Here is a 13,813-nt window from a genome sequence, read left to right on the forward strand (position 1 = left end):
GCTCAGGAGTGCAGGACGTCCAGCAGCTCGGCCTCCACGGCGGCGATCCGCGGATCGGTGAGCATCGCGCGGGTGCGCGGGCGGGGCAGGTCCACCGGCACCACCCGGCGGACGGCGGACGGGCGCGGCGAGAACACCACGACCCGGTCGGAGAGGAAGGCGGCCTCCCGCACGTCGTGCGTGATCAGCAGGGTGGTCCAGCCGTAGCGCCCGCGCATCGCGTCCAGCCACTCCTGCATGCCGGTGCGGGTGAGCGCGTCCAGCGCGCCGAACGGCTCGTCGAGCAGCAGCACCTCGCGCCCGCCGACGACGGTGCGCAGCAGCGCCGCGCGCTGCCGCATCCCGCCGGAGAGCTCGCCCGGCCGGGACTGCTCGAACCCGGCCAGGCCGAACGGCTCGAACAGCTCCCCGGCGCGCGCCCTGGCCTCGCGGCGGGACACCCCGGCGACCTCCAGGCCGAGGGTGGTGTTGTCGAGCACGGTCCGCCACGGGAACAGCAGGTCCTGCTGCGGCATGTAGCCGAACGGCGCCCCGCGCACCGGGCCGCCGTCCACCGTGACCGTGCCGGTCGTCGTCGCGCCGTCCAGGATCCCGGTCAGCGCCCCGAACAGGGTGGACTTGCCGCAGCCGGACGGGCCGACCACCGAGACGAACTCGCCGGCCGCGACGTCCAGCGAGACGCCGGACAGCACCGGGCGATCGCCGTAGGACACCGACAGGTCCCGCACCGACACCTTCACCGGTGGTCCCCCCGGTACCACGGCGTGACCAGGCGCTGCACCAGGTAGGTCAGGCCGAACAGGGTCACCGACAGCGCGGCCGTCACGGCGACCGCGGCCAGCACCAGGTCGGTGCGGAACTGGTTGCGCTGCAGCTGCATGAAGATCCCCAGCCCGGCCCGGGCGCCGACGTACTCGGCGAAGATCGCGCCGGTCACGGCGTAGGTGATGGCGATCCGCAGCGAGGTGAAGAACGACGGCATCGCCCCGGGCAGCCGGACGTACCGGAACCGCTGCCAGCGGCCCGCGCCCATGCTGCGCAGCAGCGCCGTCGCCGACCGGTCGGTGGCCGCGAAGCCCTCGATCAGGCCGACCGCCACCGGGAAGAACGTCACCAGCGCGATGACCAGCACCTTCGGCAGCAGCCCGAAACCGAACCAGATGATCAGCAACGGGGCGATCGCGATCACCGGCAGGGTCTGCGAGGCGACCAGCAGCGGGGTCAGCGCACGGCGCAGCCACGGCGAGAAGTCCACCGCCACCGCGACCGACCAGGCCACCACCAGCGACACCGCGAAGCCGATCGCCGTCACCTGGACCGTCGGCAGGGTGTTCGCCCACAGCGCGTCGCGGAACGCCCAGCCCTGTTCGAGCACCCGGGCCGGCGAGGGCAGCACCTGTGGGGCGACGCCGGACACGGTCACCGCGACCTGCCAGGCCGCCAGCAGCAGCCCGACGACCAGCAGGGCCGGCCCGAGCCTGCGGATCACGGCGTCAGGTAGTCGTTGGTGAACCAGGTGGCGAAGTCCGGCAGCTCGGTGACCGGTGCGCCGACCGGGCCGGTGACCGAGCCGGTGGAGTACAGGAAGCCGGAGAACCCGGACCAGCGCTCGGCCGTCTGGAAGCCGACCCGGCCCTGCTCGTCGCGCAGGAAGCGCTCGGCGAGCATCGCGGCGCCGCGGTCGACCAGCTCGTCGGAGGTGAAGGCACCCGGGTTGGCCTCCTTCAGCATCCGGGCCGCCCCGGCCGGGTCGTCGGCGGCGAGCCGGTAGCCGCGCTGCACCGCGCCGACGAACGCGCGGGCCCGCTCCGGGTCCTCCGCGAGCCGGGTGGAGTTGCCGATGAGCAGCACGTTGTAGGCGTCCGGGAAGCCGTAGTCGGTGTAGCGGAACGTCCGGATCGGCTCGCCGCGCAGCTCGGCCTCGATGCCCTCGACGTTGACGAACGGCTCGGTGAAGTCGGCCCGCCCGGCGTAGAGCGCCTCGTAGGCGGCGGTGTTGAGCACCTCGGTGGTGAACTCGCCGCGGCCGCCGTCGGCCCGGATGACGGCCTGCATCTTCGGGATCTCGCCCGGCCCGCCGAACCCGGCGTAGACCTTGCCGTCGAGGTCGCGCGGGGAGCGGATGTCGTCGCGGTCGGCGCGCACCGCGACCTCGGTGGCCCAGTGCTGCAGGATCGCCATCACCGAGGTGATGTCGGCGCCGGCGGCCCTGGAGAAGGTGAACGAGTCCTGGAAGCTGATGCCGAAGTCGGCGGCGCCGGTGCCGACCAGGGTGTCCGGCGAGGTGGCGTTCCAGGGCAGGAACTCCACGTCCAGGCCGGCCTCGTCGAAGTAGCCCGCCTGCTGGGCGACGAACAGCCCGAGGTGGTTGGTGTTGGGTGTCCAGTCCAGCGCCACCCGCACCGGCCCGGACGCCGGGGCGCCGCCGGAGCAGCCGGTGAGGACGAGCAGCAGCAGTGCCCCGAACAGGGACAGCACACGAGCGCGCACGGGGGCGGCCTCCCTACGCCGGTGTCAACCGGATCAGGTTCGAACGGTCGGCGGCCGGTCCTGCCGCCCTCTCAGCCTCGGTGCGCGGGCTCCCGCGGTACGTCCGGACGATATCCCAGCCGCGCCACCGCCCGGCGCCGTCACCCGGTCGATATCCTCGGGCCGACCACGGCGGTACACGGAAGGACGAGATGGCGGCCTCGCTCTGGCCCCCGGGCGCTCCCGGGCGGCCCGCACCCGATCCTGGCCCGGCGCTCGTGCGGGTGGCGCTGCAGGCCGGTGCGACCTCCGTCGCACACGTCGACGTCGCGGCGATGCTGTCCGGGATCTGCGTGGCGCTGGTGCCCGCGGCCGGGGTCGCCGGCGCGGTGCTGGTCCTGCACGAGCCGGCCGACCCGCGCGATCCGGAGCGGCGGCGGGTGTTCGGCTCGGACACCGCGGCCACCCGGATCGGCCAGCTGCAGGCCCGCTCCGGCGCCGGTCCCGCGCTGCGCACCGCGCACGACGTCCGGGTGCTGGTCACGCCCGACCTCGCCCGGGCCGATCCGCCGGGCCTGGCCGCGGTCGCGGCCGGCTGCGGGCTGGTGCGGTCGCTGACCGTGCCGGTGCTCGTCGGCGCGCACGCCGCGGGTGCGCTGCAGCTGCTCGACCGCCGGGACTCCGCGGCCCGGCCGGCCGATCGGCTCGCCGGCGCGCTGCAGGTGGTGACGACGGCACTCGCCGCCCGGATCCGCGACGTCCGCGAGCTGGCCCGGCTGGAGCAGCGCGCCGCCGCCCCGCGCGGCACCGGCCCCCGGCCGTCGTCCGGTGAGCGACCCCCGGACCGCACGGCGCTGATTCCGGCCGCCCGCCGCCCCGGGGTACCGCCCGCCGGGCCGCGGGTCCCCGCCCAGCGGCGGGCCCGGCACCGGCGCGACGACGCCTGAGCGCCGGCCGGCTCAGCGCTCCGAGGGCGCGTGGTCGGCCTCGGCGGCGGCGCGCAGCGCCTGCAGCTGGACGTGCTCCTGCAGCTGGACGTGCTCCTGCAGGTAGGCCGACACCCGCTGCCTGCTGACCCCGAACAACCGGCCGATGCCGGCGATCGTCTCCCCCTCGGCGTGCAGGGCGACCGCCTCCTCACGACGGAAGCGTCCCCCTATCGCGCCGAGACCGTCCAACGCTCGGGTGACGGTCTCGACGATCAACGGCCGCTCCTCGCGCGGTACGATCTCCCTCCAACCGAGGCCTCGGGCACGCAGTTCCTGCAGTTCGCGGACCCGTCGTCGGGCGAACTCCAGATCGGCGACGGAGGCGTCGAGTTGGGCGCCCAGCGCGGCCAGCGCCCTGTCCGCGTCGTCGGCGCTCTCAGCGTTGCCGGCACTGCCGGCGCCGCCAGGGTCGTCAGCGTTGTCCCCCGCCGTGGTCACACGAGTGAGGGTACGGGCCGGTGAGCCCGGCCCGGGGGCACGGCGTACCGTGAGAGCCCGCAAGGGGGGTTGCTCACTCGAATGGGTCAATCCGTGCAGGTGAGTGCCAACAGTGCCAACTTCGGAAGCGGGAGATTCGGTATGGCGCGGTACGACGTCGTCATCGTCGGCGGTGGGTCGGCCGGTGCCGTGCTCGCCCACCGCCTGAGCGAGGATCCGTCGCGCACGGTGCTGATGCTGGAGGCCGGTCAGCCCGACCACCGCTGGGACCCGGTCATCCGGATGCCCGCGGCGCTCTCCCACGCCTGGGGCAACCCGCGGTACGACTGGTGCTACACCTCCGAGCCGGAGCCCGGCCTCGCCGGGCGGCGGGTCGCCGTCCCCCGGGGCAAGGTGCTCGGCGGGAGCAGCAGCATCAACGGGATGGTCTACCAGCGCGGCAACCCGGGCGACTACGACCGCTGGGCGACCGGTCCGGGCCTGCAGGAGTGGAGCTCGGCGCACTGCCTGCCCTACTACCGGCGGCTGGAGCGCAGGCTCTCCGAGTACCGCATCGCACTCGACGCCGACGGGTCGGGTCCGCAGATCCTGGAGCGCGCCCCCGCCGCGGGCCCGCTGAACGACGCGTTCCTGATCGCCGCGGGCCAGGCCGGGCACGCGGTCGTCGACAACGTCAACGGGCCGCGCCAGGAGGGCTTCTCCCGGACCGAGCGGACCATCTTCCGCGGCCGCCGGTACTCCGCGACCGACGCCTACCTGCACCCGGTGTCGGCGTCCCGGCCGAACCTGCAGGTCCGGACCGGGGTGAACGTCCGCCAGCTGCGGTTCGACCACACCGGCACCCGGGTGATCGGGGTCCGGTACCGGGCCGGCGACGGCACCTTCCGCGACGTCGACGCCGGGGACACGATCCTCGCCGCCGGCGCGATCGCGACTCCGCAGCTGCTGCAGGTGTCCGGCGTCGGCGACCCGGAGCACCTCGCGTCGATCGGGGTGGACGTGCGCACCGAGCTGCCCGGTGTCGGCGCCGACCTGCAGGACCATCTCGCGATCCACCTGCAGCACGCCTGCGTCCGCCCGGTCTCGCTGGCGACCCACCGGCGGGTGCACAAGCTCCCCGGTGCCGCGGCCCGCTGGCTCGTCTCCGGCACCGGCATCGGCGCGAGCAACCACTTCGAGATCGGCGGCTTCGCCTCGACCTCGCTGGCCGGCGGCATCCCGGACGTGATGATCCTGTTCGCGCCGGTCGCGATGCGGTTCGCGCCGGACGTGCGGCCCGCGGGGCACGGCTACGAGATGCACGTGAGCGTGATGACGTCGGACGCCCGCGGGACCGTCCGCGCCACCTCCCGCGACATCGGTGTGCCGCCCGAGATCCGGCTCAACTACCTCGGCAGCGAGCGGGACCGCAGGCGCTGGGTGGAGGCCATCCAGATCGCCCGGACGCTGCTGGACCAGCCCGCGTTCGCCGGCCTGGACGGCGGCGAGACGTTCCCCGGGCCGAGCGTCCGCACCCCGGAGCAGGTGCTCGACTGGATCGGCCGCCGGGCCCAGAACGGGCTGCACCCGACCAGTACCTGCCGGATGGGGACCGACCGGGGCGCGGTCGTCGATCCGGCCACGATGCGGGTGCACGGGGTCGACGGGCTGCGGGTGGTCGACGCCTCGGTGTTCCCGGACGTCCCGAACTCCAACACCTACGGGCCGGTCGTGATGGTCGCCGAGCGGGCCGCGGACCTGATCCTCGGCGACACGCCGCTGCCGCCCGACCCGAAGCCGGCCGCGACGGCGTCGCGCAACGGCAACCACGTCGTCACCGGGCGGCTCGTCGAGGCCTGAGCAGCAGCACCGTCCACGACGCCGCCCGGCATCGGGCCCGGGCCCGTCCCCCCTCGGGACCGGCGCCGCGGCCCGCTCAGCGCATCTCAGGCGCCGGAACGGGGCATCGCACACGCGAGCGGGGCGGGGATCCTGGTCGGATCCCCGCCCCGCTCGGTCGAGTCTGATGGGCGCGACGAGTCACGCCCGCGGGCAATCACTCCCCGCCCTGCACCTCTACACCGGACTCACGCAGCTTCTCGGCGTGTGCACGGCCGTGGTGGTTGCAGAAGAGGAGCTCCCCACCGGAGGGAAGGATCGCGCGAACCTTCGCCGCCGCACCGCAACGGTCACAGCGGTCGGTGAGGGTCAGTTCGGGCCGGGTCAGCGTTTCGGGCTGCATGGCGGTCTCCCTCCGTCGCGGCGGTGGGCCTCGGGCGACCCTCCGCCGTATCACTGTGACGACCGCACCAGGCGGGTCGCCCACACTAAAGCAGACGCTCGAAGCCCCTGCACGTGTTCCCGGGGCGAGTCGCGACGCCCGTCACGTCCGAACCGGGTCCGGATCGAGCAGGTGACGCCGCGGTGTACCCGCGGTGACCTATTGCGTATGAAGTTGACTGCGTGTGAATCATGCGGGGACGGGAGCCACCCGTGCAAGCGGGCGTCGGTAAACAGGGTGTGTCGGGGGCTACCGTGCTCCGGTGAGTGCACGACCGTTCGGCGAACGCGTACCCGCCCCGCTGCTGTTCCTCGCCGGCGGCACGTCGATGTACGTCGGCGCGGCGCTCGCAGTCGGGCTGTTCGACCGGCTGGCGCCGTCCGCGGTCGCCGAGCTGCGGCTGATCGGAGCGGCACTGGTCCTGCTGGCCTGGCGGCGCCCCGGGCGCGCCGCCTGGCGGGGCGTCCGGCTGCTGCGCGCCGGGCTGTTCGGCCTGGCCACGGCCCTGATGAACGTCGCGTACTACGAGGCGATCGCCCGGCTCCCGCTGGGCACCACGGTGGCCATCGAGTTCACCGGGCCGGTGCTGGTCGCCGCGCTGGCGTCGCGCCGCCTGCGCGACTTCGGCGCCGTCGGGCTGGCCGCCGCCGGGGTGCTGCTGATCGCCGACGTCCGATGGTCCGGCAGCCCGGCCGGCGTGCTGTGGGCGCTCGCCGCCGCGGCCATGTGGGCCGCCTACATCCTGCTCGGCAAGCGGGTCGCCCGGGCCGGGACCGGGATCGACGACCTCGCCACCGGCTTCACCGTGGCCGCGGTCGTGCTGCTGCCGCTGCTACTGGTCGGCCCCGACGGATCCGCCGGTGTGGCGAATCTCGCACCGCTGCTGGACCCGGGTGTGCTCGCCCTGTCCGTCGGGCTGGGTGTGCTGTCGTCGGTGGTGCCCTACGTCCTGGACCAGGTCGTGCTCCGCCGGGTCGGGCAGGCCCGGTTCGCGGTGCTGCTGGCGCTGCTCCCGGCGACGGCGACCGGGATCGGAGTGGTCATGCTCGGGCAGCTGCCGGGCGGGCTGGAGGCGGTGGGCATCCTGCTGGTGGTGCTCGCCGTCGCGCTCCGGTCCCAGGACGGCGACGAGCCCGCCCCCGGCGACGTCGGCACCGGCGGGGCGCTCCCGGAACGGCCCGGACGCGCTCCCTGATCCGCTCCGCCGCCGGCCGTCAGCGCCAGGAGCGCAGGGTTGCGATCCGCTCCTCGAGCTGCTCGATGGTGGCCATCGCCACCGGCGGCCCGCCGCAGTGCGCCCGCAGCTCGTTGTGGATCTTCCCGTGCGGCTTGCGGGTCTTGTGGTTGTGCAGCGCGACCAGCGTGTTCAGCTCCTTGCGCAGGGTCTGCAGCCGTTCCCGGACGCTCTGCCCGCGCTGAGCCTGCGGGGGCGGCGGCGGCTCGGTCGCCGGGGTCGCCCGGGCCTGGGCGCCGGTGCGCGGCGCCCCCTTCTTGATCCAGTCCGCCTGCCGCTGGGACAGCAGCGTCCGCACCTGGTCGGGCTCCAGCAGCCCGGGCAGACCGAGGTAGTCCTCCTCGTCGGCGGAGTAGGTGGCACCCTCGTAGATCAGCTGGTCCAGCTCGGCGTCCGCACCGAGCGAGGTGAACGCCTTGTCGTCGTCGGGCTCGTCGCGCTGCTTGTTCGCCTCGTTCAGCTCGGCGTCGTTCCAGATCTCCTCCGGACGCTGCGGCTTCCCGATGACGTGGTCGCGCTGCGCCTCCAGCTCGCTGGCCAGGCCGAGCAGCACCGGCACGCTCGGGACGAACACCGACGCCGTCTCCCCCGGCCGCCGCGACCGCACGAAGCGGCCGATCGCCTGGGCGAAGAACAGCGGCGTGGACGCCGAGGTCGCGTAGACCCCGACCGCGAGGCGCGGCACGTCGACGCCCTCGGACACCATCCGGACGGCGACCATCCAGCGTTCCTGCGAGCGGGCGAACTCGGCGATCCGGTCCGAGGCTCCCGCCTCGTCGGACAGCACCACGGCGGGCTGGTCGCCGGTGATCCGGCGCAGCAGCCCGGCGTAGGCGCGCGCCGTCGCCTGGTCGGAGGCGATGACCAGGCCGCCCGCGTCGGGCATGCCGCCGTCGCGGTGGCTCTGCAGCCGCCGGTCGGCGGCGGCGAGCACCGACGGCATCCAGTCGCCCGCCGGGTCCAGCGCGGTCCGCCACGCCATCGCGGTCTGCTCGCGGGTGAGCGGCTCGCCGAGCCGGGCGGAGATCTCCTCGCCGGCGCTGGTGCGCCAGTTCGAGGTGCCCGAGTAGGCGAGGAACACCACCGGCCGGACGACGTTGTCGGCGAGCGCCTCGGCGTAGCCGTACTGGTGGTCGGCCCGGCTGCGGGGCGCGCCGTCGGAGTCGGGCACGTACTCGACGAACGGGATCGGGTTGTCGTCGGAGCGGAACGGGGTACCGGTCAGCGCCAGCCTGCGGGTGGCCGGCTCGAACGCCTCGTAGACGGCGTCGCCCCAGCTGCGGGCGTCGCCGGCGTGGTGGATCTCGTCGAGGATCACCAGCATCCGGCGGTTCTCGGTGCGGTTGCGGTGCAGCATCGGGTGCGCGGCGACGCCGGCGTAGGTGACGGCGATGCCGTGGTAGTCCCGCGAGGTGCCGCCCGCGGAGTTGCGGAACTCCGGGTCGATCGCGATGCCCGCGGCGACCGCCGCCTCGGCCCACTGGAACTTCAGGTGCTCGGTCGGGGTGACGACCGTCACCGCGTCGATCACCCGGTCGCGCAGCAGCTCGGAGGCGACCCGCAGCGCGAACGTCGTCTTGCCGGCGCCGGGCGTCGCGACCGCGAGGAAGTCCTGCGGCGAGGTGGCGAGGTAGCGGGCGAGCGCGCTGCGTTGCCATGCCCGCAGCGGGCGGGTCTCCGGCGACACGAGCTGGGTCTCCGACACACGTCTCCCCTGGTCCGTGGGTCGTTCCCGGGCGGGAACCTGCGAGCTCCCGCGGGCGTCTCGGTCGGCGGCGACCCGGCCGCGGGGCGCCGATCAGGGTAGCCCGGCGCCCGCCCGCCGATCCGGGGTGGGCGCTGCCCGCCGTCGGTCCAGGTCAGGGGTGGCGGGGCAGGCGGGCGGTCAGGACGAAGGCGGGCGGCAGGTTCGCCCACACCGTCGGGCCGCAGGTGACGTCGGCGAACGCGGCGGCCAGCTGGCGGCGCAGCCGGCGGGCCGGCGGCAGCGAGCGGGTGCAGGTGTAACCGAACTGGGTGAGCACGCCGTGCGGATGCAGCGAGCCGGCGAGCACCGCGGACAGCGTCCGGCCGGTCGCCGGGTGGGCGGCCCAGGGCAGCCCGGAGACGACGACGTCGGCCCGGCCGAGCCCGCGCTCGGCCAGCAGTGCGGGCAGCGCGAGCGCGTCGGCGACGGCGACGTCGAGCCCGGGATGGGCGCGCTCCAGGAGCCCGGCCAGCCGCGGGTTCAGCTCGACCGCCAGGTGGTGCCCGCGCCCGCCGAGCCTCTCGGCGATCGCCCCGGTGAAGGCGCCGGTGCCGGGCCCCAGCTCGACGACGACCGGTTCGCCGGTGCCGGGCACCGGTCCGCTCGCCGCGGCGGCCAGCGGGCGGGAGCTGGGCAGCAGCGACGCGGTGTGCAGCGGGTCGCGCAGGAACTCCCGCAGGAACGCGCCGGGCCGGGCGGTACGCGGACCGGTCGGCGGCGCGGGCGCCGGGGACGGTGTCGGCATCGGGGCTCCCGGGTGCGGGTCGGGGTGGGCCGGGTTGGGGCTCGGGCGGGGTGGGCCGGTTACGGCTCGGGCGGGGTGGGCCGGTTACCGGGCGGGCGGGCCGGGTTACGGGGCGGGCGGGGCGGGGCGGGTTGCGGGCCCACCCTGCCCGGCCGGCCTGACCGGGCGACGGACGCGGGGTGAACGCGCCCCGACGGCCGGTAGTGGGGATGATGGAGCCGATGACGACGGGTGAGGGACGCGCGGACGGTGCCGGCGGGCCGGCAGCGGGTGGACCGCTGGCGCTGCCCGCCGCCGGGCTGCGGCTGGCGGCGGCGCTGACCGCGCGGCCGTCGCTGCTGCTGCGCCGCGGCGCCGGCTGGGTGATCGAGCTCGGCCGGGTCGGGATCGGGATGTCCGGCTCCCCGCCCGGCGACGGTGTGCCCGGTGACCGGGCCGGTGATCCGGTCCGCCGCCGGCTGGCGCAGCTGCAGCAGGTCACCGCCGACGCGCTGTCCGGGCTCCTCGACGACGCCGCCGCCGACGGGTCCCCGCTGCCCGCCGCGGACGCGGCCCGGCTGCGCGCACTGCTACTCGGCACCGGGACCCCGGCGGGCAGTACCGATCCCAAGGCCGATCACGAGGCCGATCCCGATCACGAGTCCGACACCGGCCCCGGGCCCGACGCCACCGAGCCCGACGATTCACGGTCCGACGCCTCAGGGCCCGACGATTCAGGGCCCGACGCCTCCGGGCCCGACCCGGACGCTCCCGGCCCCGACGCGGCCGGGCGGGTGTTCACCGCCCCCGCCCCCGGCGGCCCGGACGTGCCGTTCGACACCGGCGCCCGGGACGCCCGCGGCGGCCCGGTCGTCGGCCGGGACGTCGCCGCCACCCCCGGCGCCGTCGTGCTGCGCACCCCGGTGTTCGAGCTCCTGCAGTACCTGCCGGTCACCGAACGGGTGCACGGCGCGCCGGTGCTGGTCGTGCCGCCGCTCGTCCACCGGTACTGGCTGGCCGATCTCGCCCCCGGCTTCTCGCTCGTCGAGCACCTGGTCGGGCGCGGGCTGCAGGTGTTCGCGCTGTCCTGGCGCCCGGCCGGACCCGCCGACGCGGGCCGGGACCTCGACGCGCACGCCGCCGCCGTCCTGGACGCCCTGGAGGCGTGCACCCGGATCGCCCGCGCACCCCGGGTCTCGCTGCTCGGCGTCCGCACCGGCGGGCTGCTGGCCGCGGCCGTGCAGGCGCACCAGGCCGCGATCGGCCTGGACGACCGGGTCGCCGGCGTCGGCTACCTGGCGACCGTGCTCGACCAGTCGGACGCGCTGCCCGGATTCCGGCCGGATCCCGCGGTCACCCGGGCCGCAGCCGAGCGGGCCGCCCGGGACGGGGTGCTGGACGGCCCCACCGCCGTCGCCGCCTGGGCGTGGCGGCGCGGGCCGGACCGGGTGCTGCCGTGGGCGGTCCCGGACGCGACCGGCGGGGCGGCCCCCGGCCGCGCGGCCCGCGCGATGCGGGCCTGGGCCGCCGATCTGCTGCCGCTGCCCGCGGCCCTGCACACCGATCTCGCGGCGCTCGCCGACTCCGCCTTCGACGCGGAGGACGACGGCAGTGGCGGTGGCGGTGGCGGCGGTGTCAGGGTGCTGGGCACCCCGGTCCGTCCCGCCGAGCTCCGCCGCGACGGCTACCTGGTGGCTGCCGCCGACGATCCGGTCCAGCCGTGGACCGGCGGCCACCGCACGGCCCGCATGCTGGGCGGGTCCTGCCGCCTGGTGCTCGCGCCCGGCGACCAGGCGGGCGCGCTGATCGCCCCGCCCCGGCCCGGCGCCTCGTTCCGGGCGGCGAGCTGCGGGACCGGCGACGGCGACCCGCAGTCCTGGCTGGCCGCCGCGAGCCGGATCGAGGGCTCCTGGTGGGACGACCTGGCCGGCTGGCTCGCCGAGCGGTCCGGCGCGCTGCGGGACGCGCCGCCCGAGCTGGGCGGGCGCAGGCTCCGGCCGCTGTTCCCGGCGCCGGGCACCTATCTGACGGATCACTCTCACACCGTCGGTGGCGCCGCCAAGGCTTACGCTCCCCCGTGATGTCCGGATCAGCTCCCCGCCCCGCGCCGCTCGAGGAACACGACGTCCTCGTCGGCGGTCGTTCACTGCGCGTCGTCCGCCGGCCCGCGTCCGGCCCCGGGGCGCGGCGCACCCCGCTGCTGCTGTGCAACGGGATCGGCGCTGCCACCGACGTCCTCGATCCGCTTGTCGCCGCGCTGCCCGCGGACCTGGACGTCATCCGGTTCGATCCGCCCGGGATCGGCGGCTCGCCCGCCCCCCGGATGCCGTACCACCTGTCCTGGATGGCGCACCGGGTCGGCCAGGTGCTGACGAAGCTGGGCATCGGCGAGGCCGACGTGCTCGGCTTCTCCTGGGGCGGGATGCTCGCCCAGCAGCTCGCGATCAGCCGCCGCCGGCGGGTCCGGAAGCTCGTGCTGGTCGCGACCGGCCCCGGCGCGCTGATGGTGCCCGCGTCACCCCGGGTGATGGCGGTGCTGACCTCGCCGAAACGCCACCAGGACCCGTCCTACGTCGACGCGGTGGCCTCGAAGATCTACGGCGGGTCGCTGCGGCACCATCCGGAACGCGCCGCCGAGGCGCTCGGGTCGGGCTCCCGGCGGGGCCCGCTGCGCGGGTACTACTACCAGCTGCTCGCGCTGTCCGGCTGGACCAGCCTGCCGCTGCTGCCCGCGATCACCGCGGACACCCTGATCATCGCCGGCGACGACGACCCGATCGTGCCGCGCGGCAACGCCACGATGCTCAACCGCGGGATCCGCCGGGCCCGGGTGCACCGCTATCCCGGCGGTCACCTGGAGATGCTGCTGGACCCGGAGCCGTTCGCCGCGGAGATCGACCGCTTCCTGTCGTCCTGACCGCGCGGCCCGAGCGCGACGACGAGCAGGCCGAGCACCAGGAAGCCGACGCCCAGCCCGATGACGTTCAGGACCAGCCCGGTCGAGCCGAGCACGCGGACGTCGAGGAAGTAGTAGGGGGCGCCGTCCAGCACCAGCTGCACCAGCGCCAGGTACCCGGCCGGGTACAGCAGCCACGGCAGCGGATGCCACCAGCGCGCCCCGGGCCGGTCCCGGCCGGTCAGCAGCCAGTCGGCGAGCGCCAGCGCCGGGACGACCAGGTGCAGCAGCACGTTCGCCGGGGTGAACCCCGTGCTCCGGTCGATGAGGAACACCAGCCACACCAGCCCGGCGCCGAGCAGGTACAGCACGACGGCGCCGCGCAGCCCGGGGCGGGCGTCGAGCCTGCGGGTCAGCAGCGTGCCGGCGTAGAACACGGCGGCGAGCACGTTGGCCTGGTAGGTGAACGTCGTCAGCCGCCAGCCGACGCCCGAGCGGGAGGTCAGCTCGACCGCGACCAGCGCGGCCACGACACACAGCCCGATCGCGGCGCGCAGCAGCACCGCGAGCGCCGGACGGGGTGGGACGGTCACCCCCGGTCAACTCCCGGGACCAGCCGGCGGGTTCCCGGCGCGGGGTGGCTGCGGCGGTGATCACGGATCGGGCACCGGAACGCCCGGCGGGCGACCGTCCGGGTTCCCGATCCGTGATCACTGGGTGATCCCGGTCCGGACGAGGCCGGCGACGATCTCGCCGACCGCGGGCGCACGCTTGAAGCCCTGCCCGGAGAAGCCGCCGAGCACGACGACCCGGGGGCCGGTGTCGGACAGCTCGACCGTCCCGCGCCGGTCCACCGTGTACCCCTCCACGTAGGACTCGATCCGCACCGGGTGTTCCCGCATGCCGGCGATCCGGTCCGCCACCGCCGCGGCCCAGGGCAGCGCGTACCCGGGCTCCACGTAGGGATGGTGGTCGTCGGGATCGAACACCCGGGGCTGCGGCCTTGTCCGGGTTCACCCGCACGGGCGGCCCGCACCGGCGCGTGCACCGGGACGG

Annotated in this window: 14 protein-coding genes; 5 read left to right on the forward strand and 9 right to left on the reverse strand. The window is 75.6% G+C overall.

Annotated elements, in window-relative coordinates; all coding sequences use genetic code 11:
• Nucleotides 1-2: 2 nt before the first annotated feature.
• From ACVJO7_RS04655 to ACVJO7_RS04665, 3 genes are read right to left on the reverse strand one after another with little or no spacing between them, the layout of a single operon-like run.
• Nucleotides 3-740, reverse strand: a complete 738-nt coding sequence (locus tag ACVJO7_RS04655; protein ID WP_491671861.1) for an ABC transporter ATP-binding protein — start codon at nucleotides 738-740, stop codon at nucleotides 3-5.
• Complete coding sequence (locus ACVJO7_RS04660; protein WP_491671862.1) at nucleotides 737-1,489, reverse strand: ABC transporter permease; 753 nt, start codon at nucleotides 1,487-1,489, stop codon at nucleotides 737-739. The genes ACVJO7_RS04655 and ACVJO7_RS04660 overlap by 4 nt, the downstream gene beginning before the upstream one ends.
• Complete coding sequence (locus tag ACVJO7_RS04665) at nucleotides 1,486-2,490, reverse strand: ABC transporter substrate-binding protein (protein WP_491671863.1); 1,005 nt, start codon at nucleotides 2,488-2,490, stop codon at nucleotides 1,486-1,488. Before ACVJO7_RS04665 ends, ACVJO7_RS04660 begins: the two co-directional genes overlap by 4 nt.
• A 191-nt stretch (nucleotides 2,491-2,681) precedes the next feature.
• Between ACVJO7_RS04665 and ACVJO7_RS04670 the strand changes: the two genes are divergently transcribed.
• The gene (locus tag ACVJO7_RS04670) at nucleotides 2,682-3,416 is read left to right on the forward strand and encodes a GAF domain-containing protein (RefSeq protein ID WP_491671864.1); all 735 of its coding nucleotides are present in this window, start codon (nucleotides 2,682-2,684) and stop codon (nucleotides 3,414-3,416) included.
• A gap of 12 nt (nucleotides 3,417-3,428) precedes the next feature.
• Here ACVJO7_RS04670 and ACVJO7_RS04675 read toward each other — a convergent pair whose 3' ends face one another.
• On the reverse strand, nucleotides 3,429-3,896 hold the full coding sequence (locus tag ACVJO7_RS04675; RefSeq protein ID WP_491671865.1) for a hypothetical protein: 468 nt from the start codon (nucleotides 3,894-3,896) through the stop codon (nucleotides 3,429-3,431).
• 141 nt (nucleotides 3,897-4,037) lie between these two features.
• Between ACVJO7_RS04675 and ACVJO7_RS04680 the strand changes: the two genes are divergently transcribed.
• Nucleotides 4,038-5,735, forward strand: coding sequence for a choline dehydrogenase (locus ACVJO7_RS04680; protein ID WP_491671866.1), 1,698 nt, complete (start codon nucleotides 4,038-4,040; stop codon nucleotides 5,733-5,735).
• A 196-nt stretch (nucleotides 5,736-5,931) separates the two neighbouring features.
• Here the strand turns inward: ACVJO7_RS04680 and ACVJO7_RS04685 are convergent, their stop codons facing one another.
• The gene (locus ACVJO7_RS04685; RefSeq protein ID WP_085911435.1) at nucleotides 5,932-6,117 is read right to left on the reverse strand and encodes a DUF7455 domain-containing protein; all 186 of its coding nucleotides are present in this window, start codon (nucleotides 6,115-6,117) and stop codon (nucleotides 5,932-5,934) included.
• Nucleotides 6,118-6,484: 367 nt separating this feature from the next.
• On the opposite strand from ACVJO7_RS04685, the gene ACVJO7_RS04690 reads away from it, so the two are divergent.
• A complete protein-coding gene (locus ACVJO7_RS04690; RefSeq protein ID WP_491671939.1) occupies nucleotides 6,485-7,351 on the forward strand; it encodes an EamA family transporter in 867 nt (288 codons plus the stop codon).
• 19 nt (nucleotides 7,352-7,370) lie between these two features.
• On the opposite strand, the gene ACVJO7_RS04695 is transcribed toward ACVJO7_RS04690, so the two are convergent.
• Nucleotides 7,371-9,095 (reverse strand): DEAD/DEAH box helicase, encoded by a 1,725-nt coding sequence (locus ACVJO7_RS04695; RefSeq protein WP_491671867.1) that lies wholly within the window; start codon nucleotides 9,093-9,095, stop codon nucleotides 7,371-7,373.
• Between the two features lie 154 nt (nucleotides 9,096-9,249).
• On the reverse strand, nucleotides 9,250-9,882 hold the full coding sequence (locus ACVJO7_RS04700) for a class I SAM-dependent methyltransferase (protein ID WP_344025261.1): 633 nt from the start codon (nucleotides 9,880-9,882) through the stop codon (nucleotides 9,250-9,252).
• A gap of 221 nt (nucleotides 9,883-10,103) precedes the next feature.
• Here ACVJO7_RS04700 and ACVJO7_RS04705 point away from each other — a divergent pair, with 221 nt between their 5' ends.
• Nucleotides 10,104-11,942: a hypothetical protein gene (locus ACVJO7_RS04705; protein ID WP_491671868.1), complete on the forward strand. Its 1,839-nt coding sequence runs from the start codon at nucleotides 10,104-10,106 to the stop codon at nucleotides 11,940-11,942.
• Nucleotides 11,942-12,778: an alpha/beta fold hydrolase gene (locus tag ACVJO7_RS04710; protein ID WP_491671869.1), complete on the forward strand. Its 837-nt coding sequence runs from the start codon at nucleotides 11,942-11,944 to the stop codon at nucleotides 12,776-12,778. The genes ACVJO7_RS04705 and ACVJO7_RS04710 overlap by 1 nt, the downstream gene beginning before the upstream one ends.
• On the opposite strand, the gene ACVJO7_RS04715 is transcribed toward ACVJO7_RS04710, so the two are convergent.
• Complete coding sequence (locus tag ACVJO7_RS04715) at nucleotides 12,712-13,350, reverse strand: Pr6Pr family membrane protein (RefSeq protein WP_491671870.1); 639 nt, start codon at nucleotides 13,348-13,350, stop codon at nucleotides 12,712-12,714. The two genes, ACVJO7_RS04710 and ACVJO7_RS04715, sit on opposite strands and share 67 nt — an antisense overlap.
• Before the next feature lie 117 nt (nucleotides 13,351-13,467).
• Nucleotides 13,468-13,746: a hypothetical protein gene (locus ACVJO7_RS04720; RefSeq protein WP_491671871.1), complete on the reverse strand. Its 279-nt coding sequence runs from the start codon at nucleotides 13,744-13,746 to the stop codon at nucleotides 13,468-13,470.
• Nucleotides 13,747-13,813: the final 67 nt, after the last annotated feature.

The organism is Pseudonocardia sp. DxW, assembly GCF_058448985.1.

Coding starts and splice junctions, on each gene's coding strand:
- ACVJO7_RS04700 (WP_344025261.1), bottom strand. CDS start 9,882: ATGCCGACACCGTCCCCGGCGCCCGCGCCGCCGACCGGTCCGCGTACC.
- ACVJO7_RS04710 (WP_491671869.1), top strand. CDS start 11,942: ATGTCCGGATCAGCTCCCCGCCCCGCGCCGCTCGAGGAACACGACGTC.
- ACVJO7_RS04670 (WP_491671864.1), top strand. CDS start 2,682: ATGGCGGCCTCGCTCTGGCCCCCGGGCGCTCCCGGGCGGCCCGCACCC.
- ACVJO7_RS04705 (WP_491671868.1), top strand. CDS start 10,104: ATGACGACGGGTGAGGGACGCGCGGACGGTGCCGGCGGGCCGGCAGCG.
- ACVJO7_RS04680 (WP_491671866.1), top strand. CDS start 4,038: ATGGCGCGGTACGACGTCGTCATCGTCGGCGGTGGGTCGGCCGGTGCC.
- ACVJO7_RS04685 (WP_085911435.1), bottom strand. CDS start 6,117: ATGCAGCCCGAAACGCTGACCCGGCCCGAACTGACCCTCACCGACCGC.
- ACVJO7_RS04690 (WP_491671939.1), top strand. CDS start 6,485: ATGTACGTCGGCGCGGCGCTCGCAGTCGGGCTGTTCGACCGGCTGGCG.